We start from the raw sequence: 25,226 nt of genomic DNA on the forward strand, positions 1-25,226 counted from the left end.
GCGGCGGCGAGGCATGGCCAGGGGGCACGTCGGCCGCGACACCGCCCGCCGTCATGCCGTCCCGGCGCCGGGCCGTTGGAGGCGCACCGGGCCGGGGCCGCGGCCGCCCAGAGTGTCATCGGGGTTGAGGAGCAGGCATGCCTTCATCGACAGGCAGCCGCAGCCGATGCAGCCGGTGAGCTCCTGCTCGAGGCTTTCGATGACGCGGCGGCGTTCCTCCAGCTGCTTCTTCCAACGCCGGGAGACTCGCTGCCAGTCCTGGTGGGTGGGGGCGCGGTCGGCGGGGAGGCCGGTGAAGACCCCGGCGACGTCCGACAGCGGGATGTGGAGCCGCTTGGCCACGATGATCAAGGAGATCCGGCGGAGCATGTGGCGGGGATAGAGGCGCCGGCCGGTGCCGCCGCGTTCGCTGAAGATCAGTCCCTTGCGTTCATAGAAGTGCAGGGCGGAGGCGGGCAAGCCGGTTCGGCGGATGACCTCGCCGATCGTGAGGTGGTCGTCCGGGCTGACGTGCACTGCCTGGCTCCTCGTCGCGTCCGGTGGTCAGGCGGTCGGGCGGGACGCGGTGGCGCGGCCGTAGACCAGGACGGCCACGATGATCGACAGGACGAGGCAGAGCGAGCCGACACCGAGCTGGGTCAGCCGCCAGGACCGGGTGAAGGCGTCCAGCTCCACGGCCGCGGCTCCGTCGGTGAGGCGCCCGGCGCCGACCTCGGCGGCGCGGGTCGCATCGCCCAGTTCGGCCGACAGCAGGCCGGTGAGAGCGGCGCTGTAGGCGGCGATCACCAGGGCTTCGGCCGCGCCCCGCAGGGTGTTGAGGAAGCCGGCCGCCATGCCGACGACGTCGGGGGCGACCAGCGCCATGGCCTGGCCGTCGGTGATGCCGAAGGACGCCCCCATGCCGGTGCCGATCAGCACGAGCGGCGCCGCCACGGCCATGACCGCGTCATCGGCGTTCAGGGTCATCAGCCACAGGTTCCCGGCCACGACCAGCAGCAGCGCGAGCATGATCAGCGGGCGGGCCGGAACGCCCTTGTTCACCAGGGCCACCGCGGCCATGGGCATGACCAGCACGGGAGCGGTCAGCAGCAGCATCGTGGCCCCGGCGGCCGCCGGGGCCAGGTCCGCGGCCGCCTGGAGGTAGGTGGGCAGGAAGACCAGGACGCCCAGGAACCCGATGGAGGTGGTCAGGGTCGCCAGGCTCCATCCCAGGAAACCGCGGTTGGCGACCAGAGCGGGGTCCAGCACCGGAGCGGCACTGCGCCGCTGGACGATGCCGAACACGACCAGGACGGCCAGGCCCGCGGCGCCGGCCACCAGGACGGCGGGATGTCCCCAGCCGAGCGCGGGCGCCTCCAGCAGCGCGAACATCGACAGCGTCAGCGCGGCGACGAACAGGGCACCGCCCGCCCGGTCGGTCCGGCCGGCGGCGGCCGCGCGGGATTCACGGGCGCGGGTTCCGCCCAGGGCGACCAGCAGGCCGACCACGGTGAAGATCGCGAAGCTTCCCCGCCACCCGGTGGCGCTGATCAGCAGCCCCGACAGGGTGGGGCCGATCGCGATGCCGACCCCGGCCATGGTCCCCATCAGGGCGAAGGCGCGATTGCGGGCGGCCCCCTCGTAGGCGGAGGCCAGGATGGCACCGCCCGCCGCCATGATCCCGGCACCTCCGGCGCCGGAGACGACGCGGAAGACGTCGACGGCCGCGATCACCGGGCCCAGCGCCGTCCCGAGGAATCCGGCCGAGAAGACCAGGGCCGAGGCGACGAAGACCCGTCGCCGGCCGGCCCGGTCGGCGGTCGAGCCCGCGATGAGCGTCATGGCCGCGAAGGCCAGGTTGTAGCCGGCGACGACCCAGTTCAACGCGGAACCGGAGGTATCGAGATCGCGTCCGATGCTCGGGAGCGCCACGGCCGTCCCCGAGATGGACATCGCCACCAGGACCACACCGGCCAAGACCACCGGAAGCGTCAACCGAGACGGCCGATCCGCCGGGCCCGCGTGCGGTGCGGCCTCCGTATCCGTGCTGTCTGTGCTGTTCGCCATGCCTGTTCGCTTTCTGTGGTTCCGGGCGGACAGCGAAGACTCCATCACCTCAACTAATGTTGAGGTCAACTGCCCTGCTAGAAGCCCCTTACGCGAAGCGGTCAAGGCGGCCGCGGCACCGGAGCCTCCCTTTGCGACGGCCCCCGCGGGAACCGGCCACGGCAGGCGGTCGCGCCGCATGCCCCATAGGAGACCAAGATCTCAGCGGCACCGTGGGTCCAGCGGATCGGCGGGGAAAGCGCCACCGGACCGTCGGGATGGACGGGCAGTCTGGTTTCCACTGCGGGCAGCAGCACCGGACGCCGGTCCTGCTATGCCTGCATGAGCACGTCGTTGACAGCGGCGCCCAGGTCCCGGTTCGGGTCATACCTCTCAGGCAAGACTCCCGGCTTCCCTCCAGTGGCCGCAGCGCCGCCGGTCACCTTCGAGGGGCGGTGCCGTCTAGGCGCGCGGCGGGGCGGCGAGGGTGGCCTGGACGGCCTGGCGGATGGCGGCGCCGACGGTCGCGGGGTCGTCGAGGTAGCCGCCGACGAGGATGCCGTCGCGGAGTGAGAGCAGCGTCTGGGCGGCCACGGCGGGCTCCTGGTGGCCGGCCGCGGCGAGCAGGTCGTGCAGGGTGCCGCGGAGCCAGGCGCGATGGGCGCCGACGGCCGCGCGGACCGGGTCGGCGGGGTCGGGGTACTCGGCGGCGACGTTGATGAACGGGCAGCCGCGGAATCCCGGGCTGCAGGCGTAGGCGGACAGCCCGGTGAAGATCGCGGTCAGCGCCTCGTCCGGCGCCTTGCCCTGGACGTCGGCGGTGACGATGGTCCGGATCACCCGGTCGTGGTGCGCGACATAGGCCAGGACCAGGTCGTTCTTGGTCGGGAAGTGCCGGTAGAAGGTGGCCCGGGTGACGCCGGCCTCGGTGACCAGCCGGTCGACCCCTACCGCGTGGACCCCTTCGGCGTAGAACAGCCGGACGGCGGTGTCGAGCAGCCGCTGCCGCGGAGCGGATGCCTTGTCGGGGTCGTTCACGCGACCAGATTAATGAGAGACCGGTCCTTCTCCCGTATTGACAGGCGTGATCGGCCTGCTTAGCGTGGGAGAAAGAACGTTCATTCTCCCTAGGAGCCGCTCGTGCACACCACCGCACACCGATCCCGGCGCATGTTCGTACGCATGGCCACGGTCACCGCCCTCCTCGGCGCCACGACCACCGCGGCCGGCGCCGTCGCAGCCGCTCCCCGCGACGACGACGGCGCCAAACCCACGGTCGTCTTAGTCCACGGCGCGTTCACCGACGGCAGCAGCTGGAGCGGCGTCATCCGCGACCTGCACCGCAGCGGCTACAAGGCGATCGCCGTGGCCGACCCGCTCCGCGACCTGCGCAGCGACGCCGCCTATGTCGCGAGCGTCGTCGCGAGCGTGAAGGGCCCGGTCGTGCTCGTCGGGCACTCCTACGGAGGCGCCGTGATCACCAACGCGGCCCAGGCCGCCCCCAACGTCAAGGCCCTGGTCTACATCGCCGCGTTCGCCCCCGACGAGGGAGAGAGCAACGCGAGCATCGGCGCCCGGTTCCACGACACCATCGGGAAGTCGGTCCTCCCGCGCCCCTACACCAAGCCCGACGGCACGACCGGCGTGGACCTCTACATCGACCCCGCCAAGTACGCCGCCACGTTCGCCGCCGACGTGCCCCGCTCCCAGACCGCCCTGATGGCGGCCACCCAGCGCCCGATCACCGCCGAGGCCGTCAACACCCCGTCCGGTCCCCCGGCCTGGAAGAAGCTCCCCTCCTGGTACCTGGTCTCCACCAGGGACCAGGCCATCCCGCCGGCGGCCCAGCGCTTCATGGCCGGGCGCATCGGCGCCCGGACCGTCGAACTCCCCGCGTCGCACGCCTCCCCGGTCTCCCGCCCCCGCGCCGTCGCGCTGCTCATCCGGGCCGCCGCCCGGAACGGCTGAGCCGGCCCCGGCCTTCGACGCCACCGGCCGTCCTTCACCCGCCGCGCGAAGGACGGCCGGTGCGGCCTCCAGGCAGGCGTCGTGCCCGCTACCGAAGCCCCCGATGCGGCGTGCCGCCGCGAAGCATCCCAGCCTGCGGAAACCCGTCCGGCATGGACACGACCAGGGCACCTGCCGCCCGGGATCGTCAGGCCGGTTGCCCGCCGGCACCCTGATCACGCATGAACGAGGCGGCGGCAGCCCCCAGGAGCCGCCCCGACCGCGCCGGAAGGGCCGGGTCCTCGGCCGTCGTCCAGGAATCGTTGAAGGGGGCCCAGGAGGAGTGGTAGGTCCCGGTGGCCCACGCATCGACGTGTCCGCCGGAGAAGCACTGAGCAAGCTTGTCAGCAAGACGGGGGTCATACGCGAGAAGCCGGTCGGCGACGAAGACGTCACCCGGCCCGCTGTCCGAGGCGGCAAGGCGTTCGGGGCCCAGGAGGGTCGCCTCCACCCCCAGGGAGGCGTAAAGAGGACCGACCGCTTCACAGATGTCCTTCATCAGGGGCACGACGGCCGCTGAGAAGCGCTTCGCTTTCTTCCGTTGCCGGCTCGACCATTCGCTCTCGGGAAATTCGATCGCGTCCGCGTTGGTCAGCAGGGCGACGGGATGCCGTCCGGCGGCGCCGCGGTTGTAGGTCGCCACGACCAGTCCCAGCGGGCGAAGCTCGAATCCCGCCCGCATGACCCGATGCCCGGGCACCTCGCCGTCAAGACGGCTCCAGACCTGCTCCGCCGGAACGTGGATCTCGTCGCCCTCGGCGCCGATGTCGGTCGGCCGGCCGAACCGGAGGCCTTGCGGAGCGACCTGGAGACGGCCCGTCGCCACGGCCCCCGCGGCCGCGAGCCGCCGGCAGACGTCCGCCAGCAGACGCTCCTCCGGCACCCCCTCGTGGAAGAAGGCCAGCTCAAGATGCGGAGGCTCGGGATAGAGCATGGAATGCCGCATTCGCTCCGCTATTTCCCCATCTTCTTGAGGACCTTCAGGACCTTGCCCCAGGGAATGACCGTGGCCAGTGTCTCGATACAGGCCAGGATGTCAGCGTTCTTGAAGCACTTCTCGGCCTGTTTGCAGCCGACCAGGTCCAGCAGGAAGCCCCAGAGTTCTTTCCTGAGCGCGCCGAACTCCTGCTCGGCCTCCGAGACCTCGCCGTTGGCGGCGTCCGCCGTTTTCTTGGCCAGGTCATAAGCGTCCTGCTCCGGCGACCCGGCAACTCGGGCGGCGGGCTGGACGCGCCGGGAGAGGGCGGCGCGCTCGGCGGGCTCGGGGACAGAGAACCGCCGGCCGGGATCAGCATCGTGGCGGCCACCGCCGCCACCAGCGGCCCTTCCGGGCGGGTGAGGAGCCGGCGCGGGACGAGGAAGGCCGCCACGGCGTTCCCCGGCGCCCCTCACCCGGGCGGAAGGAGCGGGCCGCAGTCCCAGCGCTGGAAGATCAGCCGGGTCTCCACCCGGGCGACCTCGCGGTGCGAGGTGAACTCGTCGATGACCAGGCGCTGCAGGTCGGACGCGCCCGCCACCGCGACGTGGACGAGGTAGTCGTCCGGGCCGGTCAGATGGAACAGGGCCAGCGACTCCGGCAGCGCCCGGACGCGTTCGACGAACGGGCCGATGAGGTCGCGCCGGTGCGGGCGGACCTGCACCAGCAGGAGCGCCTGGAGGCCCCGGCCGATCCGGGCCGGGTCGATCCGCAGCTCGTCGCCGAGGATGACGCCGGTGCGGCGCAGCCGGTTCACCCGGTCCAGGCAGGTGGACGGGGCGATGCCCACCTCCGCGGCCAGATCGCGGTAGGTGGTCCGGGCATCGTTCTGCAGAAGCCGCAGAATGTGCAGGTCGACCGGGTCGAGCGGTACAGAATCGGACATTTTCCGAACGTTACCCGGACTTTCGCCACCTAGGGCCGTGCCACGTTCACCATGCCCGCATGGATCTCACCCGATCACTGGACACCGAGGCCGTCCACGCCGGCCGCGAGGACCTCGCGGAGCTCGGCCTGCACGCGCCGCCCCTCGACCTGTCCACCACCTACCCCTCCCGCGACAGCCGCGCCGAGGCCGCCCGGATCGACGGGTTCGCCGCCACCGGCGCGCGCCTCGACGGCCCGCCGGTCTACGCCCGCCTGGACAACCCGACCACCGCCCGCTTCGAGACGGCGCTGGCGCGGCTGGAGGGGACCGAGGCGGCGGTGGCCTTCGCCAGCGGCATGGCCGCCCTGACCGCCTGCGTCCTCGCACGGGCCGCGATGGGGCTGCGGCACGTCGTGGCCGTCCGGCCGCTGTACGGGTGCAGCGACCACCTGCTCGCCTCGGGGCTGCTCGGCACCGAGGTCACCTGGGTCGACCCGGACGGGATCGCCGCGGCGGTCCGGCCCGACACGGGCCTGGTGATGGTGGAGAGCCCGGCCAACCCGACGCTGGCCGAGGTCGACCTGGCCGCCGTCGCGCGCTCGTGCGGCGAGGTCCCGCTGCTGGCCGACAACACCTTCGCGACGCCGGTGCTCCAGCGCCCGGCCGAGTCCGGCGCGCGGATCGTGCTGCACAGCGCGACCAAGTACCTCGGCGGGCACGGCGACGTGCTCGGCGGCGTCGTGGCCTGCGACGAGGAGTTCGCCCGGCGGCTCCGCCAGGTCCGCTTCGCCACCGGCGGCGTCCTGCACCCGATGGCCGGCTACCTGCTGCTGCGCGGCCTGTCGACGCTGCCGGTCCGGGTCCGCGCCGCCTCGGCGGGCGCGGCGGAGCTCGCGGCGCGCCTCGCCGCCGACCCGCGGGTCGGGCGGGTCCACTACCCGCGGATCGGCGGCACGATGGTGGCGTTCGAGGTGCACGGCGACCCGCACGACGTGATCGCCGGCGTCCGCCTGATCACGCCCGCGGTCAGCCTGGGCAGCGTCGACACCCTGATCCAGCACCCCGCCTCGATCAGCCACCGCATCGTGGCCGAGGGCGACCGCCGGTCGGCCGGCGTGACCGACCGGCTGCTGCGCATGTCCGTCGGCCTGGAGGACGTCGAGGACCTGTGGCGGGACCTGGACACGGCGCTCGGTTCGGGCCGCTCCGGCCGGACCGTCCCGAACCAGGCCGAGCAGCCCGCCTAACCTCTCGCCGCAGGAAGCTCCGCGTCGCAGAAGACGCAGACGTAGTGGTCGTCCTTGACTATGCTGCGCTCGCGGCAGCGCGGGCAGCGGCGGAAGACGATCGGGTGGGTGAACCGGCCGGGGTGGGCGATCCCCGCGCGGTCGAGCGCGTCCCGGACGGCCCGCCACGAGGACCGGCCGGGACAGTAGCCGGTGGACTGGTTGCTGACCTCGGCGACCGCGCCTTCCCCGGTGAAGGCGATCTCCCCGGCGGCGAGGACGGGCGCCCCGCCCGCGCAGGCGACGTGCTCGCTGCGCCGCGGCGCGAGGCGGAGCGTCCCGGCGAGGTCGATCACGAAGGTGAACGGCTCCGCCGCCTCGTCGCCGCGCTCCGCCAGCCAGGCCGCGAGGTCCGCCGGCGAGCCGACGGCCCGACCGGTGCGGCCGGGGCGTGCCTGCGCCGCCACGTCGGGCGGGCCCACGTAGCGGTAGTGCCGTGTCCCGTCCGCCATCCGGTGAAGGTAGCGCACCTGGCATAGTTGACGATCTTGAGGGTGAGGAGCAGGCATGAGCTATGACCAGGAGCTGCTGCGGCGGGCCATCGGGCTGGCCGCGACGGCGCGGGACAAGGGCGAGCCGCCGTTCGGCTCGCTGCTGGCGGGGCCGGACGGCACCGTCCTCGCCGAGGAGCACAACACCTCCATCGGCGACCGGGACATCACCGCCCATCCGGAGCTGAAGCTGGCCCGCTGGGCGGCGCGCGAGCTCGACCCGGCCACGGCCGCCGCGACGACGATGTACACCAGCTGCCAGCCCTGCGGCATGTGCGCCGGGGCCATCGCGCGCTCCGGGCTGGGGCGGGTCGTCTACGCGCTGTCCGGTGAGCAGCTCGCCTCGCTCCAGCCGCCCGGCACCGGCTTCACCGAGGCGCCCGCCGAGGGGCCCGCCCTGTTCGACGAGGCGCGCGTGCCCGTGGAGGGCTACTACACCTGACGCACCCGCAGGCGTTCGCAGAGGGTGAGGGCGAGCGTGAGGTTCGCGATCTCGCCGGCGGGCAGGCCCGGCAGGGGCCTGCGCCGCCGGTCGGAGATCCAGAGCGAGCCGTTGCCGACGTGGATGTCGGCCACCTCGGCCCAGGGCAGGGAGCGGTTCCGGACCGTCACCCCGTCGCCGGTGATGGCGAGCCGGCCGAAGTCCAGCGGCTCGCCCCGGTGCAGCCGGTCCAGCGCCGCGGGCAGCTGCCTGCGGACCACTCCCGCCTGGATCGCCGGGCCCCAGTCGCCCTCGTAGAGGAACGGCGCGCCGCGCACGACGGAACGTATCCGCTCGCCCCCGACCTTGAGGCGGAGCGGCCCGGTGGTCCCCCGGCCGATCGTGACGGCCTGGCGGGCGGGCCCGACGAGGGTGCAGGCGGCGGCGCGCAGGTGCTGGAAGACCGTCGCGGAGTGCCAGGCGAAGGCCATCTGGAAGCCGCCGGAGCCGGTGACGATCAGGCCCTCGTCGAACAGGTAGAGCCGCCAGTCGTTCCAGCGGCTGCGCAGCGGCCGCTGTTTCGGCTGGTACACGGCGTGCAGCCCGCCGAGACGCGCCCCCGCGGCCAGGGACGTGACCGGGGCGCCGGGTGCGGTGAGGCTCTGCTCGGCCATGGGGCCCTCCCTGTCCGGACGTCGGTCGCACCTTAACAAACAGAGATGTCTTTCTGAAGTTCGGGGTCCGGCCCGGGACGCGGCGACGCCGCGCGGCGGTAGGCCGACGGCGTCGTCGCGTACTGGTCGGCGAACGCCTGCCGCAGCGACTCGGTCGTGCCGAAGCCGCAGCGCCGGGCGATCGCGGTGAGCGGCAGCCGGGTGCCGGTCAGCAGGTGCGCCGCCGCCTCGGTGCGGACGGCGCGCACGTGCCGCGACGGCGTCGTGCCGAGGTGCGCGGCGAACAGGCGGGCCAGGTGGCGCGGGCTCACCCCGGCGATCCGGGCGAGGGCGGCGGCGCCGAGGTCGGCGTCCGGACGGGCGGCGATGTGGTCGCACACCTCGCGCACCAGGCGGTGCTCCGGCGGCGGCGCGGCGACGTGCATGCTGACCTGGGCCTGGTTGCCGGGCCGCTGCAGGTAGGTGACCAGCGTCCGCGCGACGAGCCGGGACAGGGCGGGCCCGTGGTCGGCCTCCACTAGGGCGAGCGACAGGTCCAGCGCGCTGGTGACGCCGGCCGAGGTGAAGACGTTGCCGTCCTGGACGTACAGCGGCGCCGGGTCCACGGTGACGGCCGGGTAGGAGGACGCCAGCTCGCCGGCCCACATCCAGTGCGTGGTCGCGCGGCGGCCGTCGAGCAGGCCCGCCGCCGCCAGGACCGTCGCGCCCGTGCACACCGAGGCGACGCGGCGGCCGAGGCCGGCGAGCCGGCGCAGGTGGCCGAGCAGCCGCGCGTCCTTGGCGGCGTCCTGGTGGCCGAGGCCGCCCGCCACCACGACGGTGTCCAGCCGCCCGCCGGTCCTCTCCAGCGCGCCCGCGGCGAGGGTGATGCCGCTGGCGGTGCGGACCGGGCGGCCGCCGAGGGACACCAGCTCGACCCGGTAGGGCGGGTCGGCGCCCCAGCGGGTGGCGGCGTCGAAGACGTCGGCCGGGCAGGCGACGTCCAGCAGCTCCGCGCCCTCGTATCCGATGATCACCACACGCCGCACCGGGGACCTCCCATGTCCGCAGGACAGGGATCCCAGGATTCCAGACACGATCGGCCGTGCTCGGCGACCGCCGGGCGAGGCTGACCTCATGACCAAGACCTTCGCGTTCGTCCTCTACCCCGGCCTCACCGCCCTGGACCTGATCGGCCCGCTGCAGGTGCTCGGCGCCCTGCAGGACTTCGGCCTCGGCGTCGAGGCGGTGACGGTGGCCGCGGACCTGGAGCCGCTCGGCACCGACACCTCCGTGCGGCTCGCCGCCTCGCACACCTTCGCGCAGGTGCCGCGCCCGGACGGGCTGATCGTGCCCGGCGGCGCCGCGCCGACGTTCGCCGCGCTCGCCGACGAGACGCTGCTCGGCTATGTCCGCACGGCCGCCGAGACCGCCGAGGTCGTCGGGTCGGTGTGCACCGGCGCGCTGGTCCTCGGCGCCGCGGGCCTGCTGGACGGCCGGCGCGCGACGACCCACTGGACGGCGCTGCCGATGCTGGAGCGGCTCGGCGCGACGCCGGTGTCCGAGCGCTGGGTGCGCGACGGCCGGGTCATCACCGCCGCGGGCGTCTCGGCCGGCATCGACATGGCGCTCGCGCTCGCCGCCGAGCTGGCCGGGCAGGACGCCGCGCGGCTGGTCCAGCTCGGCATCGAGTACGACCCGCGGCCGCCGCTCGGCCCGATCGACTGGCCGGGCGTGGACCGCGCCCCCTTCGAGGCCTGGATGGCCGGGGAGGCCGGCAAGGCCCTCGCGGACCGCCCCGATCTGCTGGACCGCCTGCTCCCCCAGGCGGGCTGAGCGCCGCCGGGCCGCTCTGTTCCCGGCCGGGGATCTCGACTTGGTCTCGAATTGATGTCAGGCGATTTGTCACTCTTGCCGCATATGTGGGGTCCGTGGAAGATCAACTCCACTCTCCTCCCAACCCTCCAGGAGTGCATGTGCGCAAGTTCGCCATCGCCACCGCGGCCGCGATGACCGCGTCCCTGGCCCTGGTGCCGAGCTCGGCGGAGGCGGCCACCAAGCCGGACCTCGCCAAGCTCGTGACCGTCAAGGACATCAAGCGCCACCTGCTGAACCTCCAGCAGATCGCCGACTACAACGGCGGCAACCGCAAGTCGGGCCTCGCCGGCTACGACGTCTCGGTCAAGTACGTCGTCAGCGAGCTGAAGAAGGCCGGCCTGAAGCCGAAGGTGCAGAACTTCCCGTTCTGGGTCTTCAAGCAGAACGGCCCCGGCGCGTTCGACCAGGTCGCCCCGGCCCCCGCGACCTACAAGCCGGGCACCGAGTTCGGCCCGTACGAGTACTCCGGCACCGGCGACGTCACCGCCAAGGTGTTCCCGGTGGACCTGGAGGGCGAGCAGGGCCCGACCGGCAACAGCGGCTGCGAGGCCGACGACTTCAAGGGCATGCAGAAGGGCGACATCGCCCTGATCCGCCGCGGTTCCTGCGCCTTCGTCGACAAGGCCAACAACGCGGTCGCCGCCGGCGCCTCGGCCGTCATCATCTACCAGCGGATCGGGCCGGACGTCCCGGTCGACGAGCCCGCGGTCTACGGGCTGGACAAGCCGGCCCCGGTGCCGGTGATCGGCACCACCTACAAGATCGGCAGCGGCCTGGTCGCGGCGGCCAAGGCCGGCACGCTGAAGCTGCACATCAAGACCGACGTGACCAACACGCCGAAGCAGATCGCCAACGTCATCGCCGAGAGCAGGTACGGGCGGTCCGACAACGTGATCGTGGTCGGCGCGCACCTGGACAGCGTCGAGGCCGGCCCCGGCATCAACGACAACGGCTCGGGCTCGTCCACCATCCTGGCGCTGGCCCAGAAGATCGACAAGCTGGGCAAGAAGGGCCTGAAGAACAAGGTCCGCTTCGCCTGGTGGGGCGCCGAGGAGTCGGGCCTGGTCGGCGCCGACTACTACGTCAAGCACCTCAGCGCGGCCGAGAAGGCCAAGATCGCGCTGAACCTGAACTTCGACATGACCGCCTCCCCCAACGGCGTCCGCGGCGTCTACAACGGATCGGACCCGACGGCCCCGGCCGGCTCGGCGGCGATCCAGAAGATGTTCAACGACTACTACGCCAAGCGCAAGCTGCCGACCACCCCGTCGGAGTTCAACGGCCGCAGCGACTACGGGCCCTTCCTCGAGGCGGGCATCCCGGCGGGCGGCATCGACACCGGCGCCGAGGGCATCAAGACCGCCGAGGAGGCCAAGATCTTCGGCGGCACGGCCGGCAAGCCCTACGACGCCTGCTACCACGCCAAGTGCGACCGCATCACCAACATCAACTGGCACCTGCTCGACACCAACGCCGACGGTGTCGCGGCCATCACCCAGCGGCTGGCCCTCAGCACGCTGCCGGTGAACGGCGAGGCCCGCGCCAAGGCCCTCGCCAAGCGCCCCTCCTTCAACTGGAAGGGCGGTCGCCTGGTCCGCTGACCCGGTGACCTGCCGACCGCGGGGCCACGTCCGTCCGGACGTGGCCCCGTTCGCATGCCCGGCCCGGTCAGCGGACCAGCCGGAAGAACGCGCGGACGTCGGCGACCAGCAGGTCCGGCACCTCCATCGCGGGGAAGTGGCCGCCCCGGTCGAACTCCGACCAGTGGATCACGTTGTGCTCGCGTTCGGCGACGCGGCGGACCCCGCCGTCGCCCGGGAAGACCGCCACCCCGCTCGGGACGCCGGACCTCTGGGCGGGCCGCCCCCAGTCGGCCGCGCCCTCCTTGTAAAGGCGGGCGGACGACGCCGCCGTCCCGGTGAACCAGTAGACGCTCACGTCGGTGAGCATCTGGTCGCGGTCCACGGCCTCTTCGGGGAGGTCGTGCGCGGGGTCGGTCCACTCCTTGAACTTCTCCACGATCCAGGCCAGCTGGCCGGCCGGGGAGTCGTGCAGGCCGAAGGCCAGGGTCTGCGGACGGGTGGCCTGGATCATGGCGTAGCCCGCGCGGTCCTGGTCGGAGTAGACGGCCAGCCTGGCCCGCTCCGCCTCGGTGAGCCCCTCCGTCTCGCCGGGGGCGAAGGTCGGGAAGCCCAGCGCGCCGTTGACGTGCACGCCGATCACGTGGTCCGGAGCGACGCGGCCGAGCTCGGGAGAGACCACCGCGCCGGTGTCGCCTCCCTGGGCGCCGTACCGGTCATAGCCGAGCCGGCCCATCAGCTCGGCCCAGGCGCGGGCCACCCGGCGCGGGCTCCAGCCGGCCTCGCGGGTGGGGCCGGAGAGCCCGAAGCCGGGGAGGGAGGGCGCCACCACGTGGAAGGCGTCGGCCGGATCGCCGCCGTGCGCGCGGGGGTCGGTGAGCGGGCCGATGACCTTCATGAACTCGGCGACCGAACCGGGCCAGCCGTGCGTGAGGATCAGCGGGAGCGCGTCCGGCTCGGGCGAGCGGACGTGCAGGAAGTGGATGTTCTGGCCGTCGATCTCGGTGCTGAACTGCGGGTGCTCGTTGAGCGCCGCCTCGTGCCGGCGCCAGTCGTAGCCGGTCCGCCAGTACTCGGCCAGCTCCCTGGCGTAGGAGACCGGGACGCCGTAGGACCAGCCGGCGCCGGGCAGCTCGTCCGGCCAGCGAGTGCGGGCCAGGCGGTCGCGGAGGTCGTCCAGGTCGGCCTGCGGGATGTCGATGCGGAACGGAGTGATCGTCGTCATGCCCAGAACGCTACGAGCGGGTTAGGACGGGTTCGGTCCTAGGCTGCGGCGAGAATGAGCGCATGCTGGAAACCTCGGCTCGGCTCCTCAAGCTGCTGTCACTCCTGCAGACCCACCGGGACTGGTCCGGCGCGGAGCTGTCGGAGCGGCTCGGCGTCACGACGCGGACCGTGCGGCGGGACGTGGACCGGCTGCGGGAACTGGGCTACCACGTGCACGCCACGGCCGGCGCGCCGGGTTACCGGCTGGGCGCCGGCGCCGACCTGCCCCCGCTGCTGCTCGACGACGACGAGGCGGTCGCGGTCGCGGTGGGGCTGAGGACGGCCGCCGGAGGCTCGGTCGCCGGGATCGAGGAGACGTCCGTCCGGGCGCTCGCCAAGCTCGAACGGGTGCTGCCCGCACGGCTGCGGCACCGCGTCCATGCGCTGCGGTCGATGACCGTGCCCATGATGGGGGCCGCGGAGCCGGTGGCCCCCGAAGCGCTGACCGCCATCGCCGCGGCCTGCCGCGGCCATGAGGGGCTGCGGTTCGACTACCGCTCCCGCGACGGCGAGGAGAGCAGCCGTTCGGCCGAGCCCCACCGGCTCGTGCATTCAGGACGCCGCTGGTACCTCGTGGGCTGGGACGTCGACAGGCGGGACTGGCGGACGTACCGGGTGGACCGGATGCGCCTGCGGACACCGAACGGACCGCGCTTCGTCCCCCGCGACCCACCCGACGAGGACCTGGCCGCCTACACCTCCCGGGCGATCTCCAGCGCCCCCTACCGCCATCGGGCGCGCTTCACCGTGCACGCCCCGGCGGAGGTCGTGGCCGGGCGCATGCCGCCGACGGTGGGCACGGTCGAGCCCGTCGACGAGCACAGCTGCGTCCTGCTGTGCGGCGCGAACGACCTCGACGAGATCGTCGTGTGGGTCGCCCTGCTGGGCGTCGGCTTCGAGGCGCACGACCCGCCGGAGCTGGTCGAGCGCATCGCCGCGATGGCCACGCGCCTCCATGCGGCGTCGGCCGCCGGAGGGACTCCCGGGATCAGCCCTTGACCAGGGTGGCCAGGCACTCCACGTGCTGGGTCATCGGGAAGGCGTCGAAGGCGCGCAGGGACTCCAGGGTCCAGCCGCGCTCGCTGAAGTAGCCGAGGTCGCGCGCGAGCGTCGCCGGGTCGCAGGAGACGTAGGCGATCTTGCGGCCGGCGATGCGGGCGACCTGCTCGACGACCTCGCGCCCGGCGCCCGCGCGGGGCGGGTCCAGCACCACGATGTCGGCGAGCCGGACCCGCGCGCCGCCGTGGTGGCCGGTGCCGCGCTTGTTCTGGCTGCGGGTCGAGGCGACGTCGGCCCGGCCGAACTCCAGGTCCTTGACGACCTCCTCGACCGCGCCGCGCTCGATGGCGACCTGCGGCAGGTCGCGCAGGTTGAACTTGGCGTCGCGGACGGCCTGCCCGTCGGCCTCGACGCCGACGACGAGGCCGTCGGGGCCGATCCGGTCGGCGAGCACGCCCGCGAACAGGCCGACGCCGCAGTACAGGTCGAGCGCGATGTCGCCCGGCTTGGGCTCCAGCGCCGCCACGACCGCGTCGGCGAGCAGCTGCGCCGCGCCCGGGTGGACCTGCCAGAAGCCGCTGCCGGAGACCTGGTACAGCCGGCCCGAGACCTCTTCGCGGACGTACGGCAGGTTCGCGCCCGGCTCGGGCTTGCCGCGGACCAGGCGGACCGGGACGTCCAGCCGCGGCACGCGCGCGTTGCGGCGGCCGCGCAGCACCACCAGGCGGTCGCCGGTGGACGCCGACACCACGCCCTCGACCGAGGACGCCCCCGGCCAGCGCTTGCGCTCGATGCCCATCATCTCCACGCCCGGGTGCGCGATCAGGCACTCGTCGACCGGCTCGATGTCGTGCGAGCGGTGCCGGCGCAGGCCGATCATGCCGTCCTCGGCGGTGAACTGGACCCGGGTGCGCCAGCCGAGCCCGGGGTCGGGCATGACGTCGTCGGCGTCGGGATAGGGGACCTCCTCGACCACGACCGTGCGGGTGATGCCCGCGACGCGCTGCAACTGCTCCTCCACGACGGTGGCCTTCAGCCGGCGCTGCGCGGCCAGCGAGGCGTGCTGCCAGTCGCAGCCGCCGCAGCGGCCGGGCCCGGCGAACGGGCACGGGGCCGCGACGCGGTCGGGCGACGCCTGGAGGATGTCCTCGGCGTCGGCGCGCAGGAAGTTCTTGGTCACCTCGGTGACGCGGGCGCGGACCCGCTCGCCCGGCAGGGTGTGCCGGACGAACACCACGCGGCCCTCGTGCCGCGCCACGCAGAAACCGCCGTTGGCGACGTTCCCCACTTCGAGTTCGAGCAGGTCGCCGGGTCCGAGATCAGCTGTCACGTTCCGAAACGATACCGCCACCGGCGACCTGCTGCGGCGGGCGGCGGGAGGCGCCCGGGCCGGGCGGCTCGACGCGGCCCTTCAGCCGGTCGGAGGAGTGCAGCTGCCAGGCGACGCTGGTCACCATGACGCCCGGCTGGAACAGCAGCCGGCCCTTCAGCCGCAGCGCCGACTGGTTGTGCAGGAGCTGCTCCCACCAGTGCCCGACGACGTACTCGGGGATGAACACGGTGACCACGTCGCGGGGGCTCTTGCGGCGCACGCTCTTGACGTAGTCCAGCACCGGCCGGGTGATCTCCCGGTACGGGGAGTCCAGGATCTTCAGCGGGACCGGGACGTCCAGCGCGTCCCACTCCTCCTGCAGCCGCCGCGACTCCTCGGCGTCCACCGAGACGGTGACCGCCTCCAGGGTGGAGGGGCGGGTGGCGCGGGCGTAGGCCAGCGCCCGCAGCGTCGGCTTGTGGATCTTGGAGACGAGCACGATGCCGTGGTTGCGAGCGGGCAGCCGCACGTCCTCGCCGGAGGGCTCCAGCTCCGCGGCGACCCGGTCGTAGTGCCGCCGGATGCCCTTCATCAGCGCGTACAGCACCGGCATCGCGATGCACACGATGTAGGCGCCGAGCGCGAACTTGGTGATCAGCACGACGACCAGCACCACGCCGGTCAGCATCGCGCCGAACCCGTTGATGCCGCGCGAGACCCGCATCCGGCGGCGCTGGGCGGCGTCCTGCTCGGTGGACAGCAGCCGGTTCCAGTGCCGCACCATGCCGATCTGGCTGACGGTGAAGGAGACGAACACCCCGACGGTGTACAGCGGGATGAGCCGGGTGACCGAGGCGTCGTAGGCGTAGATCAGCAGCCCGGCCATGGTGGCGAGGATGATGATGCCGTTGCTGAAGGCCAGCCGGTCGCCGCGGGTGTGCAGCTGGCGCGGCAGGTAGCGGTTCTGGGCGAGCACCGAGCCGAGGACGGGGAAGCCGTTGAAGGCGGTGTTGGCGGCCAGGAACAGGATCAGCGCGGTCATCACCGCGACCAGCGCGAAGCCGGGGCTGAAGTTGCTGAACACCGTGTGCGCGACCTGGGCGATCACCGGGTCGGCGTCGTTGACCTCCTGGCCGGTCCTCGGGTCGAGCAGGTGGCTGCCCTGCTCGGGCGAGGCGAACTTGGCCTCGGTGATGTAGGCCAGGGCGGTGACGCCGCCGAACATCGTCATGGCGACCGCGCCGAGCATCAGCAGGGTGGTCGCGGCGTTCTCGCCCTTGGGCTTCTTGAACGCCGGCACGCCGTTGCTGATCGCCTCGACGCCCGTCAGCGCGGCACAGCCGGAGGAGAACGCGCGCAGCAGCAGGAAGACCAGCGCGAAGCCGGTCGCGTTCATCTCGTCGCCCTTGATGATGTAGTGCGCCGTCTCGGCCTTCAGGTCGGCGCCCATCAGCAGCCGGACGCCGCCCCACGCCAGCATCGCCACGATGGCGAACATGAACAGGAAGGTCGGGATCGCGAAGGCGACGCCGGCCTCCTTCAGGCCGCGCAGGTTCCCGATCGTCAGCAGCGCCACGATGACGAGCGCGACGCCGACCTCGTGCGGCTGCAGGAACTTCAGCAGCGCGCCGAGGTTCTCCACCCCCGACGACACCGACACCGCGACGGTCATGACGTAGTCGACGAGCAGCGCGCTCGCCACGACCACGCCCCAGTTCTCGCCGAGGTTGGTGGAGGCGACCTCGAAGTCGCCGCCGCCGCTCTGGTAGGCGCGCACGTTCTGGCGGTAGGACGCGACCACGGTGAGCAGGATCACCACGACGGCGAGCGCGACCCACGGGGTGTAGGAGTACATGACCAGCCCGCCGACGCCGAGCGCCAGGAGGATCTCCTGGGGGGCGTAGGCGACCGACGACAGCGCGTCGCTGGCGAAGATGGGCAGTGCGATCCTTTTGGGCAGCAACTGCTCATGCTGCTGTGCGCTGCGCAGGGCGCGGCCCAGCAGCAGCCGCTTCACGAGGTCCGGAGCCTTCGACACGGCACCAGACTCTAGTCCGTGGATGATCTGCCACCGGGGTGCCCCCGCCGCGGGGCCACGGGAACGTTCCCGGAGGCTGGTACGTCATCGGCCTGGGTAGTAGTTGCCTGGGCGGATGTGTAGCTTTGCAGCCCGAACGGATCATTTCGAAGCAGCACACGACCCTCGGGCTGCCGGGGAAGGGACGGCCGTGCATATCGTGATCATGGGATGCGGGCGGGTCGGGTCGACCCTCGCCCACATCCTGGAGGACAAGGGCCACTCGGTGGCCATCATCGATCAGAGCCCGGAGGCGTTCCGGCGGCTGCGCAGCGGCTTCAAGGGCCGGCGCATCACCGGGTTCGGGTTCGACCGCGACGTGATCGCCGAGGCCGGCATCGAGCGGGCCGCCGCGTTCGTCGCGGTGAGCAGCGGCGACAACTCCAACATCATCTCCGCCCGGGTGGCCCGCGAGACGTTCGGCGTCGACAACGTGGTGGCCCGGATCTACGACCCGCGCCGCGCCGAGGTGTACCAGCGCCTCGGCATCCCGACGGTGGCGACGGTGCGCTGGACCGCCGACCAGATCCTGCGGCGGCTGCTGCCCGAGGGCGCCGAGCCGCTCTGGCGCGACCCGACCGGCCAGGTGGTGCTGGCCGAGATCGACGCCGGCGCCCGCTGGGTGGGCGCGAAGGTCGCGGGCCTGGAGGAGGCCGCCGGCACCCGGGTGGCGTTCCTGTCCCGGATGGGCGAGGCGCTGGTGCCCGAGCCCGGCACGGTCATCCAGGACGGCGACATCGTGCACATCATGGCCCGCGCCGACGACCTGGAACGCATCAACGCGGCGGTGGCCGTGCGGACGGAAGGGGACGCCTGATGCGCGTCGCGATCGCCGGGGCGGGCGCGGTGGGCCGCTCCATCGCCCAGGAGCTGCTGGAGAACGGGCACGAGATCCTGCTGATCGACAAGAGCCCCAAGGCCATCAAGGTCGAGAGCGTGCCGCGCGCGGAGTGGCTGCTGGCCGACGCGTGCGAGATCGCCTCGCTGGACGACGCGGCGCTGGAGCGCTGCCAGGTCGTGGTCGCCTCCACCGGCGACGACAAGGCCAACCTGGTGGTGTCGCTGCTCGCCAAGACCGAGTACGGCGTGCCGCGGGTCGTCGCCCGCATCAACCACCCCAAGAACGAGTGGCTGTTCAACGAGTCGTGGGGCGTGGACGTCGCGGTGTCCACGCCGCGGCTGCTGTCGGCCCTGGTCGAGGAGGCCGTCAGCGTCGGCGACCTGGTGCGGCTGATGACGTTCCGCCAGGGCGAGGCGAACCTGGTGGAGCTGACGCTGCCGGAGGACGCGCCGCTCGGCGGCGAGCGCGTCGGGTCGGTGGACTGGCCGCGCGACACCGCGCTGGTGGCGATCCTGCGGGAGGGCCGGGTGCTGGTGCCGACCCCCGACGACACGCTGGAGCCGGGCGACGAGCTGATGTTCGTGGCCACCCAGGACGTCGAGGACGAGCTGGCGGAGCTGCTCAGCCCCCGCTGAGCCCCGCCGGTGAAGGCCGCGTCCCGCTGCGGGGCGCGGCCTTCACCGGTATTCGGCGAGGCGGGGGCGGACGCCGAGCAGCAGCAGGCCGGCGATGAGCACGGCGCCGGCGGGCGGCGGCCACGTCCAGCCGCCGAGCGAGCGGTCGGCGGCCGCCAGCGAGCCGTCCAGGCGGCCGCGGTTCAGCTCCAGCCAGCCGGTGAGCTCCCGGTCGAGCGCGGCGAACTTCTCCTGCGCGTCCGCGTCGTCCAACCGGACGGCCTCGTCCCGCTTCCCCTCCACGACCAGGTCCCGTGTCTCCTGAAGTCCCTGGTGGTAGGCGATCAGCGCGGCGAGGGCCCCGGTGGCGCGTTCGTGCTCGCCGGGATAGGTGACGTTGCGCAGGGCCGTGCCGAGGGAGCCGCCGAGCTTGGTGCGGTCGCTGCTGCGGTAGAAGCGCAGCTCCCCGTCCAGGCGCCACCGGTAGTCGCTCATGGAATCGGCGTCGATCCAGGCGAGCGCCTGGGAGTCGTCGGTGAATTCGGTGAGGTACTGGTCGCGGCGTTTCGGGTCGAGCAGGAAGCGGCTCTCGTCGTCGGCGGCGGCGTGCGCGAGTGCCCGCGCCCGGCCCAGTACCAGTACCGAGTCGAAGGCGTCCTCCTTCGCCGAACGCAGCCGTTCGTTCTCGCCGCCCGTCACCTGCAGCGCCGACACGGTGAGGACGAACGCCAGCAGCGACGCCGGCAGCACCGCCGGATTGAGCATCCGGTGCTGCCGCCGGTACAGCAGCAGTTGCACCGCGATCAGCGTCCCGCAGAGCGGCAGGCCGAACAGGACGGCGAGGCCGAAGGCGCGTTCGGCGGCGTGCGACCCGTCGCGCCGGGCCTTCTCGACACGGTCGGCGTTGATGGCGGTGAGCCGGTCGACGGCGGGCAGCATCGTGACGTGCAGCAGGTCGGTGGCCTGCCGGAAGCGGTCGAGGACGGGCTCGGGCGCCTTGCCCGCCCCGTGGCCCGCCTGCTCGGAGAGCAGGAGCGCCTGCGCGGCCGCCGCCTGGTAGCGGACGAGGCCGTCCAGCGCCGTCTGGACGGCGGCGCGCGCGTCGGCGCCGCCGGTCGCGGCCGAGATCTGGCGCAGGTCGGCGGTGGCGGCGTCGCGGGCCTGCTCGAACGCCGTGAGGGCACTGGCCCGGCCCGGCTCGAACGCCGTGAGGGCGCCGGCCCGGCCCGGGGTCCGGCCGATCCGCAGCGCGTCGGCGAGCCGGGCGTCCATGGCGGTGAGCCGCACGTGCAGGTCCGCGGTGAGGGCGGCCTGGGGCGCGGCGTCGCGGGCGATGCCGCGCACGCCCGCGCGCAGGCCGATGACGCCCGCCGCGACGGACGCGCCGAACAGCAGCGCCGCCACCACCGCGACGGCGGTGAGCGCGCGCAGCCACACGGGCGTCGGCCAGCGCCCCTCGGACAGGGGCGCCGGGACGGGGATCTCCAGATCGGTGGCCATGGGGGGCGGGCCGCCCTTCTCGTCGGAACTGCGCCGTCAGAACAGGGTGCGCGGGCGGACCGCGTTGGCCCGCCCGGTGAGGCCGCGCCGCTCGGCCCGGCCGTCCGCCGCCCGCGCCAGCGCGCGGTAGCGGCGTTCCAGGGCGAGGCGCAGGCTCCGCTCGGTGAACTCCGCGCCGAGCACGCCCGTCCCGGACGGCGGCGCGCCCTGGATCCGCACGTAGCCGAGCGCGGCCTCCAGGACCAGCACGGTGAGGCGGTCCCGGCGGCCCGCGTCCAGGGTCAGGTCCTCCAGCCGCGCGCCGCACTCCAGCAGCTCGGTCAGGCTCAGCCCGGCGGGGTCGCGGCCGCTCAGCCGGGCGACGATCGCGCCGACCCGGGCCTCGCCGTACCGGCCGGCCAGCGGCGGCACCGACAGCAGCGCCTCCTCGGCGCCGTAGCGGTCGCCGGCGGCGAACCGCACCCGGGCGAGGCCGAACGCTGCGCTGACGTGGCCGCGGTCGGTGCGCCAGACGCGCGCGTAGCCGCGTTCGGCGGGCGCGTGGTCGGCGCGCAACTCGGCGCAGTAGGCGAGCGCCAGGCTCGGCGCGAGCTCCCCCGGCAGCAGTTCGCGGACGGCCTGGAACCGCGCGGCGGCCTCCGCCACGTCCCCCGCCGCGAGCGCGGCGAGCGCCAGGTACCAGCCGACGCGCCAGTCGCCGGGGATGCCGGCCAGGACCTCCCGTGCGCGCTTGTGGTCGCCCATGGAGATGTGCGCGTGGGCGAGGCGAAGGTCCACCTCCACCGACGAGACATAGGGATGGGCGAGCGTCGCGACGACCTCGGACGGGGACGCCGCCGCAAGTCCTGCCAGGTAGGCCGCCGCCGGATCGCCGTCATCGACCAGGGGCAGCGGCAGCGCGTCCACCAGCCACGCCGCGCCCGGCAGGGCCCCGATGCGGGCCCCCGCGGCCTTCACCTCCGGCCCGAACCGGGCGGACGCGGCTGGGCGCGGTTCCCCGTCCTCCGCTGCGAGCACCTCGCGTAGTACGCCGGTGAGCTGTTCGGCCATCTCGGCGGCCGAAGTGAACCGGCGCGCGGGGTCGCGGTGTGCAGCGCGGCGCAGCAGCAGGTCGAACGACTCGTGCCGCTGCAGCAGCGGCACCTTCTCGCGCGGCGGCAGCGACTCCCGGTAGGTGGAGGTGAAGCCGGTGAAGTCGAAGGCGAGCACCGCCATGGTGCGGGCCACGGTGTACAGGTCCGAGCCGACGGACGGGCCCGCCTCGGCGATCTCGGGAGCCTGGAAGCCGACCGTCCCGTAGATCGCACCGTCGGGGTCGCCGGCGCGCCGGACGCCGCCGAGGTCGATCAGGTGCAGCCGGTCGCCGGTCTGGATGGCGTTGGCGGGCTTGAAGTCGCAGTACAGCAGGCCCTCGTCGTGCAGGTGGCCGAGGGCGCGCAGCACCTCCAGGGCGTAGGCCAGGACCTGCGGCAGCGGCAGGGCCGCGCCGGTCGCGGCGCGGTGCTCCAGCGCCAGCTCGCGCAGCGACCGGCCGCCGACGTACTCCATCACGATGTAGCCGTCGCCGCCGTGCCGCACGAAGTTGTAGATCCGCACGATGCCGGGGTGCTCGACGGTGGCCAGGAACCGCCGCTCGGCGACGGCGGCGGCCATCGCGTCGGCGTCGCCGGTGTCCAGCAGGCCCTTCAGCACCACCCACCGGTCGTTGACGTTGCGGTCCCGGGCCAGGTAGATCCAGCCGAGGCCGCCGTGCGCCAGGCAGCCGACCACCTCGTACTGGCCGCCGACCAGGTCGCCGGGGGCGAGCTTCGGCGTGAACGCGTACGGGGTGCGGCATTTGGGGCAGAAGCCCTCGGTACGGCCGGGCACGCCGTCCTTGCCGCGGCCGACCGGGGCGCCGCAGCCGCCGCAGAACCGCCGGTTCTCGGCGACCTGCGGATCGGTGAGGACGGCCGATTCAGGGTCGCGGAACGGCACCGCCGGCATCCGGACCAGGCCGAGGCCGAGCGCGCCGCGCCGGCCGAGCGGGGTGGCGGCGTTCGGCTGCGGCGGAACGGGTTCGGGAGGCGGTGGCTCGGGGGGCGGCGGGGCGGGCGGAAGGCCGCAGACGTCGCAGTAGCCGTCCTGGACCGCGCCGGTGCAGCGCGGCTGGCCGCATCGCGTCGCAAGGGTCATGCCGCCTCTTCCGGAGAGCAGTCGTCGCTGACTCGCCGACCAGGCTTCCCGGCACACCTGTGATCGAGATTAACGCGCCCCGCGCGCCGCCGCGCGTCCTCTTCCGGACAAAACCCCCGCAGGGGCGGGGCTCAGGCGGTCTCGCGGCCCCGCATCGGGGTGCGGCCCCGGGCCAGCAGCCAGACCATGGCGCCGAGCGCGGCGACCTGCAGCGGCCAGCCCATCACGATCTTGGCGGCGCCGAGCGGGCCGCTCTGGTCGCCGTCGGCCAGCCAGATCGGGTACTGCACGACCACCCGCAGCAGGCACGGCAGCACCAGCAGCCAGGTGAGCCGGGAGCAGAGCCGGACGATGCCCGGGTCGGACCGCCAGGCGGTGGGGTCGCCGGTGACCGAGCCGATGATGAAGCCGACCACCGGCCAGCGCACCACGATCGACAGGATCATCGCCACGGCGTATCCGGCGTTCAGCATGATGCCGGGCAGGAAGGCGTCCTCGGCCTTGCCCGAGCGCAGCGCGAAGAACGCCGCGATCGCGATGCCGACCAGGCTGTTCAGCGCGAACTGCGGGGTGGAGCGCTGCACCAGCCGGATCCCGAGCAGCACCACGCAGGCCGCCACGCCCGCCGCCACCGCGATCTTGACGTCCTTGACCGCCATGTAGGTCACGGTGAACCCGATGGTGGGCACGGCCGCCTCGACCATGCCGCGCACCCCGCCGAGCGCCTTGGTGAGCTGGGCCCGGACGGCGGCCTCGACGGTGTCGTGCGCCGCCGCGCCGGCCGGGGCCGCCGCCCCCGGCTCCGTGTCGCCGGCCTCGGCGTCCTTGGCCTCGCGGTCCACCGATGTCACGCGCTCTCCCTCGTCGCTCACGCCGGCCCCGGGGTCAGGAGCCGCCGCGCAGCTCGTACCGGGGATTGAACATGACCTTGCGGCCGTCCTGCAGGCTGACCAGCCCCTCGGCGCGCAGCCGGCGGCCCGGGTCGATGCCGGCGATCTTGCGGCGGCCGAGCCAGACCAGGTTGATCACGTCGGTGCCGTCGTAGAGCTCGGCCTCCAGCGCCGGGGCGCCGCCCCGCGGGCGCAGGGTCACGGTTCGTAGCGTACCCGCCACGCAGTGCCGGGTGCGCTCGGCGCAGGACGCGATCGCGGTCGCGCCCTCCTTGCCGGTGGTCTCCTGCAGCTCCTCGGCCTCCAGCTCGGCCGTGCTCGAGGCCATCCGGCGCCAGAACTTCTTCAGCCCGCGCCTGCGGCCCGTCTCCTGATCGGTCTCCGGCGCCTTGGTGGCCGGTGGCTCGTCCATGCTTGGCACCTTAAGGCATCATTCGACGAAACGAACCGGTCCGCGATCACCGATCGGAATCGACCTCGTCACACCTCAGCGGGGCGTTCCGGCCGGGCCCTCGTGGTCGGCGATCACCGCGTGGACGTAGGCGGCGACCGGCGGGCCGAAGTGCGCCATCGCCTCCCCCGCCGCGGCGAACAGGCCGGGCAGCGGCCAGTCCGGCGGGAGCAGCTCGGGCGGCAGCGCGGGCGGGGTGCGCAGCGTGTCGATCAGCGCGCCGCCGAACAGGCGGGCGTACCCGGCGAGCGCCTCGGGGCCGGGGCCGGGCGGTACCGGCCGTTCCCGGACGGCCCCGCGCAGCCGCGCGGTGTGCTCGCGGTAGCGGGCGGCCAGGACGTCCAGCTCCCAGGCGCGGTGGGCGACCTCGGCGGCGTCGGCGGCCGGCAGCCCGATCCGGCCGAAGAGGACGGTTCCGGCGGGGGGCGCGTCACCGAGCTCGTCCCACAGCGTCTCCCGGTTGTCGACCGGGGAGATCAGCACGCCCGGCTGCATCAGCCCGTAGCGGGCGAGGGCGGCGGCCCGGCGCAGCCGGTCGCGGTAGGCGCGCCGGGACTCGGGGACGCTGTAGAAGATCGCGTGGAAGAAGCCGTCCCAGGCGGGGGTGCCGGGGCGGCCGTCCCGGATCTGCCGGAAGCCGCGCAGGAACGGCCCGGTCATCCGGTACTCGGCGCCGCGTCCGCGCTGGTCGGCGACGAGCAGGCCGTCCCGGCGCATCCGGGCGATCAGGGACCGGGCGGCCCCTTCGGTGAGCCCGAGGTCGCCGAGCAGCCGCACCAGGACGACGCCGGGCAGCCCCTCGCGGCCGGCCAGCCCGCACAGGAAGGGAACGAGCTCGACATTGGCCCCCCGGGACACATTCACCCTGTCTCGCGATCCTGTTACGCTTTCACTCACGATCGTGAGGATATTCGAT

At 73.5% G+C, this 25,226-nt stretch carries 25 protein-coding genes; 8 read left to right on the top strand and 17 right to left on the bottom strand.

What is annotated here, in order from left to right; genetic code table 11:
* Positions 1 to 51: 51 nt before the first annotated feature.
* The 3 genes from soxR to ACRB68_RS30935 all read right to left on the bottom strand — a co-directional run bounded on the left by soxR (position 52) and on the right by ACRB68_RS30935 (position 3,063).
* Positions 52 to 516, bottom strand: coding sequence for a redox-sensitive transcriptional activator SoxR (gene soxR / locus ACRB68_RS30925; RefSeq protein ID WP_207709874.1), 465 nt, complete (start codon positions 514 to 516; stop codon positions 52 to 54).
* A 27-nt stretch (positions 517 to 543) separates the two neighbouring features.
* On the bottom strand, positions 544 to 2,226 hold the full coding sequence (locus ACRB68_RS30930; protein ID WP_328594990.1) for an MFS transporter: 1,683 nt from the start codon (positions 2,224 to 2,226) through the stop codon (positions 544 to 546).
* A gap of 261 nt (positions 2,227 to 2,487) precedes the next feature.
* Complete coding sequence (locus ACRB68_RS30935) at positions 2,488 to 3,063, bottom strand: TetR/AcrR family transcriptional regulator (protein WP_207709876.1); 576 nt, start codon at positions 3,061 to 3,063, stop codon at positions 2,488 to 2,490.
* 144 nt (positions 3,064 to 3,207) lie between these two features.
* On the opposite strand from ACRB68_RS30935, the gene ACRB68_RS30940 reads away from it, so the two are divergent.
* Positions 3,208 to 3,993, top strand: coding sequence for an alpha/beta fold hydrolase (locus ACRB68_RS30940; protein ID WP_207709877.1), 786 nt, complete (start codon positions 3,208 to 3,210; stop codon positions 3,991 to 3,993).
* Between the two features lie 187 nt (positions 3,994 to 4,180).
* Here ACRB68_RS30940 and ACRB68_RS30945 read toward each other — a convergent pair whose 3' ends face one another.
* The 3 genes from ACRB68_RS30945 to ACRB68_RS30955 are packed head-to-tail and all read right to left on the bottom strand — an operon-like array spanning position 4,181 to position 5,894.
* Entirely contained in the window at positions 4,181 to 4,966 is a 786-nt protein-coding gene (locus ACRB68_RS30945) for a hypothetical protein (RefSeq protein ID WP_153538730.1), read from the bottom strand.
* A 20-nt stretch (positions 4,967 to 4,986) separates the two neighbouring features.
* The gene (locus ACRB68_RS30950; protein ID WP_153538732.1) at positions 4,987 to 5,424 is read right to left on the bottom strand and encodes a hypothetical protein; all 438 of its coding nucleotides are present in this window, start codon (positions 5,422 to 5,424) and stop codon (positions 4,987 to 4,989) included.
* A complete protein-coding gene (locus ACRB68_RS30955; protein ID WP_153538733.1) occupies positions 5,421 to 5,894 on the bottom strand; it encodes an Lrp/AsnC family transcriptional regulator in 474 nt (157 codons plus the stop codon). Before ACRB68_RS30955 ends, ACRB68_RS30950 begins: the two co-directional genes overlap by 4 nt.
* 59 nt (positions 5,895 to 5,953) lie before the next feature.
* Here ACRB68_RS30955 and ACRB68_RS30960 point away from each other — a divergent pair, with 59 nt between their 5' ends.
* Positions 5,954 to 7,123, top strand: a complete 1,170-nt coding sequence (locus ACRB68_RS30960; RefSeq protein ID WP_153538735.1) for a trans-sulfuration enzyme family protein — start codon at positions 5,954 to 5,956, stop codon at positions 7,121 to 7,123.
* Here ACRB68_RS30960 and ACRB68_RS30965 read toward each other — a convergent pair.
* On the bottom strand, positions 7,120 to 7,614 hold the full coding sequence (locus ACRB68_RS30965) for a hypothetical protein (protein WP_153538737.1): 495 nt from the start codon (positions 7,612 to 7,614) through the stop codon (positions 7,120 to 7,122). The two genes, ACRB68_RS30960 and ACRB68_RS30965, sit on opposite strands and share 4 nt — an antisense overlap.
* Positions 7,615 to 7,669: 55 nt before the next feature.
* Here ACRB68_RS30965 and ACRB68_RS30970 point away from each other — a divergent pair, with 55 nt between their 5' ends.
* On the top strand, positions 7,670 to 8,095 hold the full coding sequence (locus tag ACRB68_RS30970; protein ID WP_153538740.1) for a nucleoside deaminase: 426 nt from the start codon (positions 7,670 to 7,672) through the stop codon (positions 8,093 to 8,095).
* Here the strand turns inward: ACRB68_RS30970 and ACRB68_RS30975 are convergent.
* Positions 8,086 to 8,748: a DUF6585 family protein gene (locus tag ACRB68_RS30975; RefSeq protein ID WP_153538741.1), complete on the bottom strand. Its 663-nt coding sequence runs from the start codon at positions 8,746 to 8,748 to the stop codon at positions 8,086 to 8,088. The two genes, ACRB68_RS30970 and ACRB68_RS30975, sit on opposite strands and share 10 nt — an antisense overlap.
* Positions 8,749 to 8,780: 32 nt before the next feature.
* Positions 8,781 to 9,776 carry a GlxA family transcriptional regulator gene (locus ACRB68_RS30980; protein ID WP_328594991.1) on the bottom strand — a complete coding sequence of 332 codons (996 nt, stop codon included), beginning with the start codon at positions 9,774 to 9,776 and terminating at the stop codon, positions 8,781 to 8,783.
* 88 nt (positions 9,777 to 9,864) lie between these two features.
* Between ACRB68_RS30980 and ACRB68_RS30985 the strand changes: the two genes are divergently transcribed.
* On the top strand, positions 9,865 to 10,563 hold the full coding sequence (locus ACRB68_RS30985) for a DJ-1/PfpI family protein (RefSeq protein ID WP_153538745.1): 699 nt from the start codon (positions 9,865 to 9,867) through the stop codon (positions 10,561 to 10,563).
* Positions 10,564 to 10,703: 140 nt separating this feature from the next.
* On the top strand, positions 10,704 to 12,206 hold the full coding sequence (locus tag ACRB68_RS30990) for a M28 family peptidase (protein WP_328594992.1): 1,503 nt from the start codon (positions 10,704 to 10,706) through the stop codon (positions 12,204 to 12,206).
* Between the two features lie 67 nt (positions 12,207 to 12,273).
* Here the strand turns inward: ACRB68_RS30990 and ACRB68_RS30995 are convergent, their stop codons facing one another.
* Complete coding sequence (locus ACRB68_RS30995) at positions 12,274 to 13,410, bottom strand: epoxide hydrolase family protein (RefSeq protein ID WP_153538747.1); 1,137 nt, start codon at positions 13,408 to 13,410, stop codon at positions 12,274 to 12,276.
* 62 nt (positions 13,411 to 13,472) lie between these two features.
* Here ACRB68_RS30995 and ACRB68_RS31000 point away from each other — a divergent pair, with 62 nt between their 5' ends.
* Positions 13,473 to 14,450 (top strand): helix-turn-helix transcriptional regulator, encoded by a 978-nt coding sequence (locus ACRB68_RS31000; RefSeq protein ID WP_153538749.1) that lies wholly within the window; start codon positions 13,473 to 13,475, stop codon positions 14,448 to 14,450.
* On the opposite strand, the gene ACRB68_RS31005 is transcribed toward ACRB68_RS31000, so the two are convergent.
* Both ACRB68_RS31005 and ACRB68_RS31010 read right to left on the bottom strand, forming a co-directional pair.
* Positions 14,440 to 15,780, bottom strand: a complete 1,341-nt coding sequence (locus tag ACRB68_RS31005) for a class I SAM-dependent RNA methyltransferase (protein WP_328594994.1) — start codon at positions 15,778 to 15,780, stop codon at positions 14,440 to 14,442. The genes ACRB68_RS31000 and ACRB68_RS31005 overlap by 11 nt on opposite strands.
* Positions 15,770 to 17,800 carry an APC family permease gene (locus ACRB68_RS31010; protein WP_328594995.1) on the bottom strand — a complete coding sequence of 677 codons (2,031 nt, stop codon included), beginning with the start codon at positions 17,798 to 17,800 and terminating at the stop codon, positions 15,770 to 15,772. Before ACRB68_RS31010 ends, ACRB68_RS31005 begins: the two co-directional genes overlap by 11 nt.
* Before the next feature lie 190 nt (positions 17,801 to 17,990).
* Here ACRB68_RS31010 and ACRB68_RS31015 point away from each other — a divergent pair, with 190 nt between their 5' ends.
* Both ACRB68_RS31015 and ACRB68_RS31020 read left to right on the top strand, forming a co-directional pair.
* A complete protein-coding gene (locus ACRB68_RS31015; RefSeq protein ID WP_328594996.1) occupies positions 17,991 to 18,656 on the top strand; it encodes a potassium channel family protein in 666 nt (221 codons plus the stop codon).
* Entirely contained in the window at positions 18,656 to 19,315 is a 660-nt protein-coding gene (locus ACRB68_RS31020) for a potassium channel family protein (RefSeq protein WP_153538751.1), read from the top strand. Before ACRB68_RS31015 ends, ACRB68_RS31020 begins: the two co-directional genes overlap by 1 nt.
* Before the next feature lie 42 nt (positions 19,316 to 19,357).
* Here ACRB68_RS31020 and ACRB68_RS31025 read toward each other — a convergent pair whose 3' ends face one another.
* From ACRB68_RS31025 to ACRB68_RS40335, 5 genes are all read right to left on the bottom strand, one after another.
* On the bottom strand, positions 19,358 to 20,794 hold the full coding sequence (locus tag ACRB68_RS31025) for a hypothetical protein (RefSeq protein WP_153538753.1): 1,437 nt from the start codon (positions 20,792 to 20,794) through the stop codon (positions 19,358 to 19,360).
* A gap of 36 nt (positions 20,795 to 20,830) precedes the next feature.
* Positions 20,831 to 22,969, bottom strand: a complete 2,139-nt coding sequence (locus ACRB68_RS31030; RefSeq protein WP_153538755.1) for a serine/threonine-protein kinase — start codon at positions 22,967 to 22,969, stop codon at positions 20,831 to 20,833.
* A gap of 131 nt (positions 22,970 to 23,100) precedes the next feature.
* A complete protein-coding gene (locus ACRB68_RS31035; RefSeq protein ID WP_328594997.1) occupies positions 23,101 to 23,820 on the bottom strand; it encodes a DUF3159 domain-containing protein in 720 nt (239 codons plus the stop codon).
* A gap of 34 nt (positions 23,821 to 23,854) precedes the next feature.
* Positions 23,855 to 24,271: an OB-fold nucleic acid binding domain-containing protein gene (locus ACRB68_RS31040; protein WP_153538756.1), complete on the bottom strand. Its 417-nt coding sequence runs from the start codon at positions 24,269 to 24,271 to the stop codon at positions 23,855 to 23,857.
* Positions 24,272 to 24,346: 75 nt separating this feature from the next.
* Positions 24,347 to 25,174: a hypothetical protein gene (locus ACRB68_RS40335; protein ID WP_194293519.1), complete on the bottom strand. Its 828-nt coding sequence runs from the start codon at positions 25,172 to 25,174 to the stop codon at positions 24,347 to 24,349.
* Positions 25,175 to 25,226 lie beyond the last annotated feature (52 nt).

This window comes from Actinomadura macrotermitis (assembly GCF_009604375.1).
GTDB classification, from domain to species: Bacteria; Actinomycetota; Actinomycetes; order Streptosporangiales; family Streptosporangiaceae; genus Spirillospora; species Spirillospora macrotermitis.

Excerpts from the sequence above, each read along its gene's own strand:
- ACRB68_RS30930 (WP_328594990.1), bottom strand. The coding sequence starts at position 2,226 with ATGCGGCGCGACCGCCTGCCGTGGCCGGTTCCCGCGGGGGCCGTCGCA.
- ACRB68_RS30940 (WP_207709877.1), top strand. The coding sequence starts at position 3,208 with ATGGCCACGGTCACCGCCCTCCTCGGCGCCACGACCACCGCGGCCGGC.
- ACRB68_RS30945 (WP_153538730.1), bottom strand. The coding sequence starts at position 4,966 with ATGCTCTATCCCGAGCCTCCGCATCTTGAGCTGGCCTTCTTCCACGAG.
- ACRB68_RS30955 (WP_153538733.1), bottom strand. The coding sequence starts at position 5,894 with ATGTCCGATTCTGTACCGCTCGACCCGGTCGACCTGCACATTCTGCGG.
- ACRB68_RS30960 (WP_153538735.1), top strand. The coding sequence starts at position 5,954 with ATGGATCTCACCCGATCACTGGACACCGAGGCCGTCCACGCCGGCCGC.
- ACRB68_RS30965 (WP_153538737.1), bottom strand. The coding sequence starts at position 7,614 with ATGGCGGACGGGACACGGCACTACCGCTACGTGGGCCCGCCCGACGTG.
- ACRB68_RS30970 (WP_153538740.1), top strand. The coding sequence starts at position 7,670 with ATGAGCTATGACCAGGAGCTGCTGCGGCGGGCCATCGGGCTGGCCGCG.
- ACRB68_RS30975 (WP_153538741.1), bottom strand. The coding sequence starts at position 8,748 with ATGGCCGAGCAGAGCCTCACCGCACCCGGCGCCCCGGTCACGTCCCTG.
- ACRB68_RS30985 (WP_153538745.1), top strand. The coding sequence starts at position 9,865 with ATGACCAAGACCTTCGCGTTCGTCCTCTACCCCGGCCTCACCGCCCTG.
- ACRB68_RS30995 (WP_153538747.1), bottom strand. The coding sequence starts at position 13,410 with ATGACGACGATCACTCCGTTCCGCATCGACATCCCGCAGGCCGACCTG.
- ACRB68_RS31000 (WP_153538749.1), top strand. The coding sequence starts at position 13,473 with ATGCTGGAAACCTCGGCTCGGCTCCTCAAGCTGCTGTCACTCCTGCAG.
- ACRB68_RS31020 (WP_153538751.1), top strand. The coding sequence starts at position 18,656 with ATGCGCGTCGCGATCGCCGGGGCGGGCGCGGTGGGCCGCTCCATCGCC.
- ACRB68_RS31025 (WP_153538753.1), bottom strand. The coding sequence starts at position 20,794 with ATGGCCACCGATCTGGAGATCCCCGTCCCGGCGCCCCTGTCCGAGGGG.
- ACRB68_RS31030 (WP_153538755.1), bottom strand. The coding sequence starts at position 22,969 with ATGACCCTTGCGACGCGATGCGGCCAGCCGCGCTGCACCGGCGCGGTC.
- ACRB68_RS31040 (WP_153538756.1), bottom strand. The coding sequence starts at position 24,271 with ATGGACGAGCCACCGGCCACCAAGGCGCCGGAGACCGATCAGGAGACG.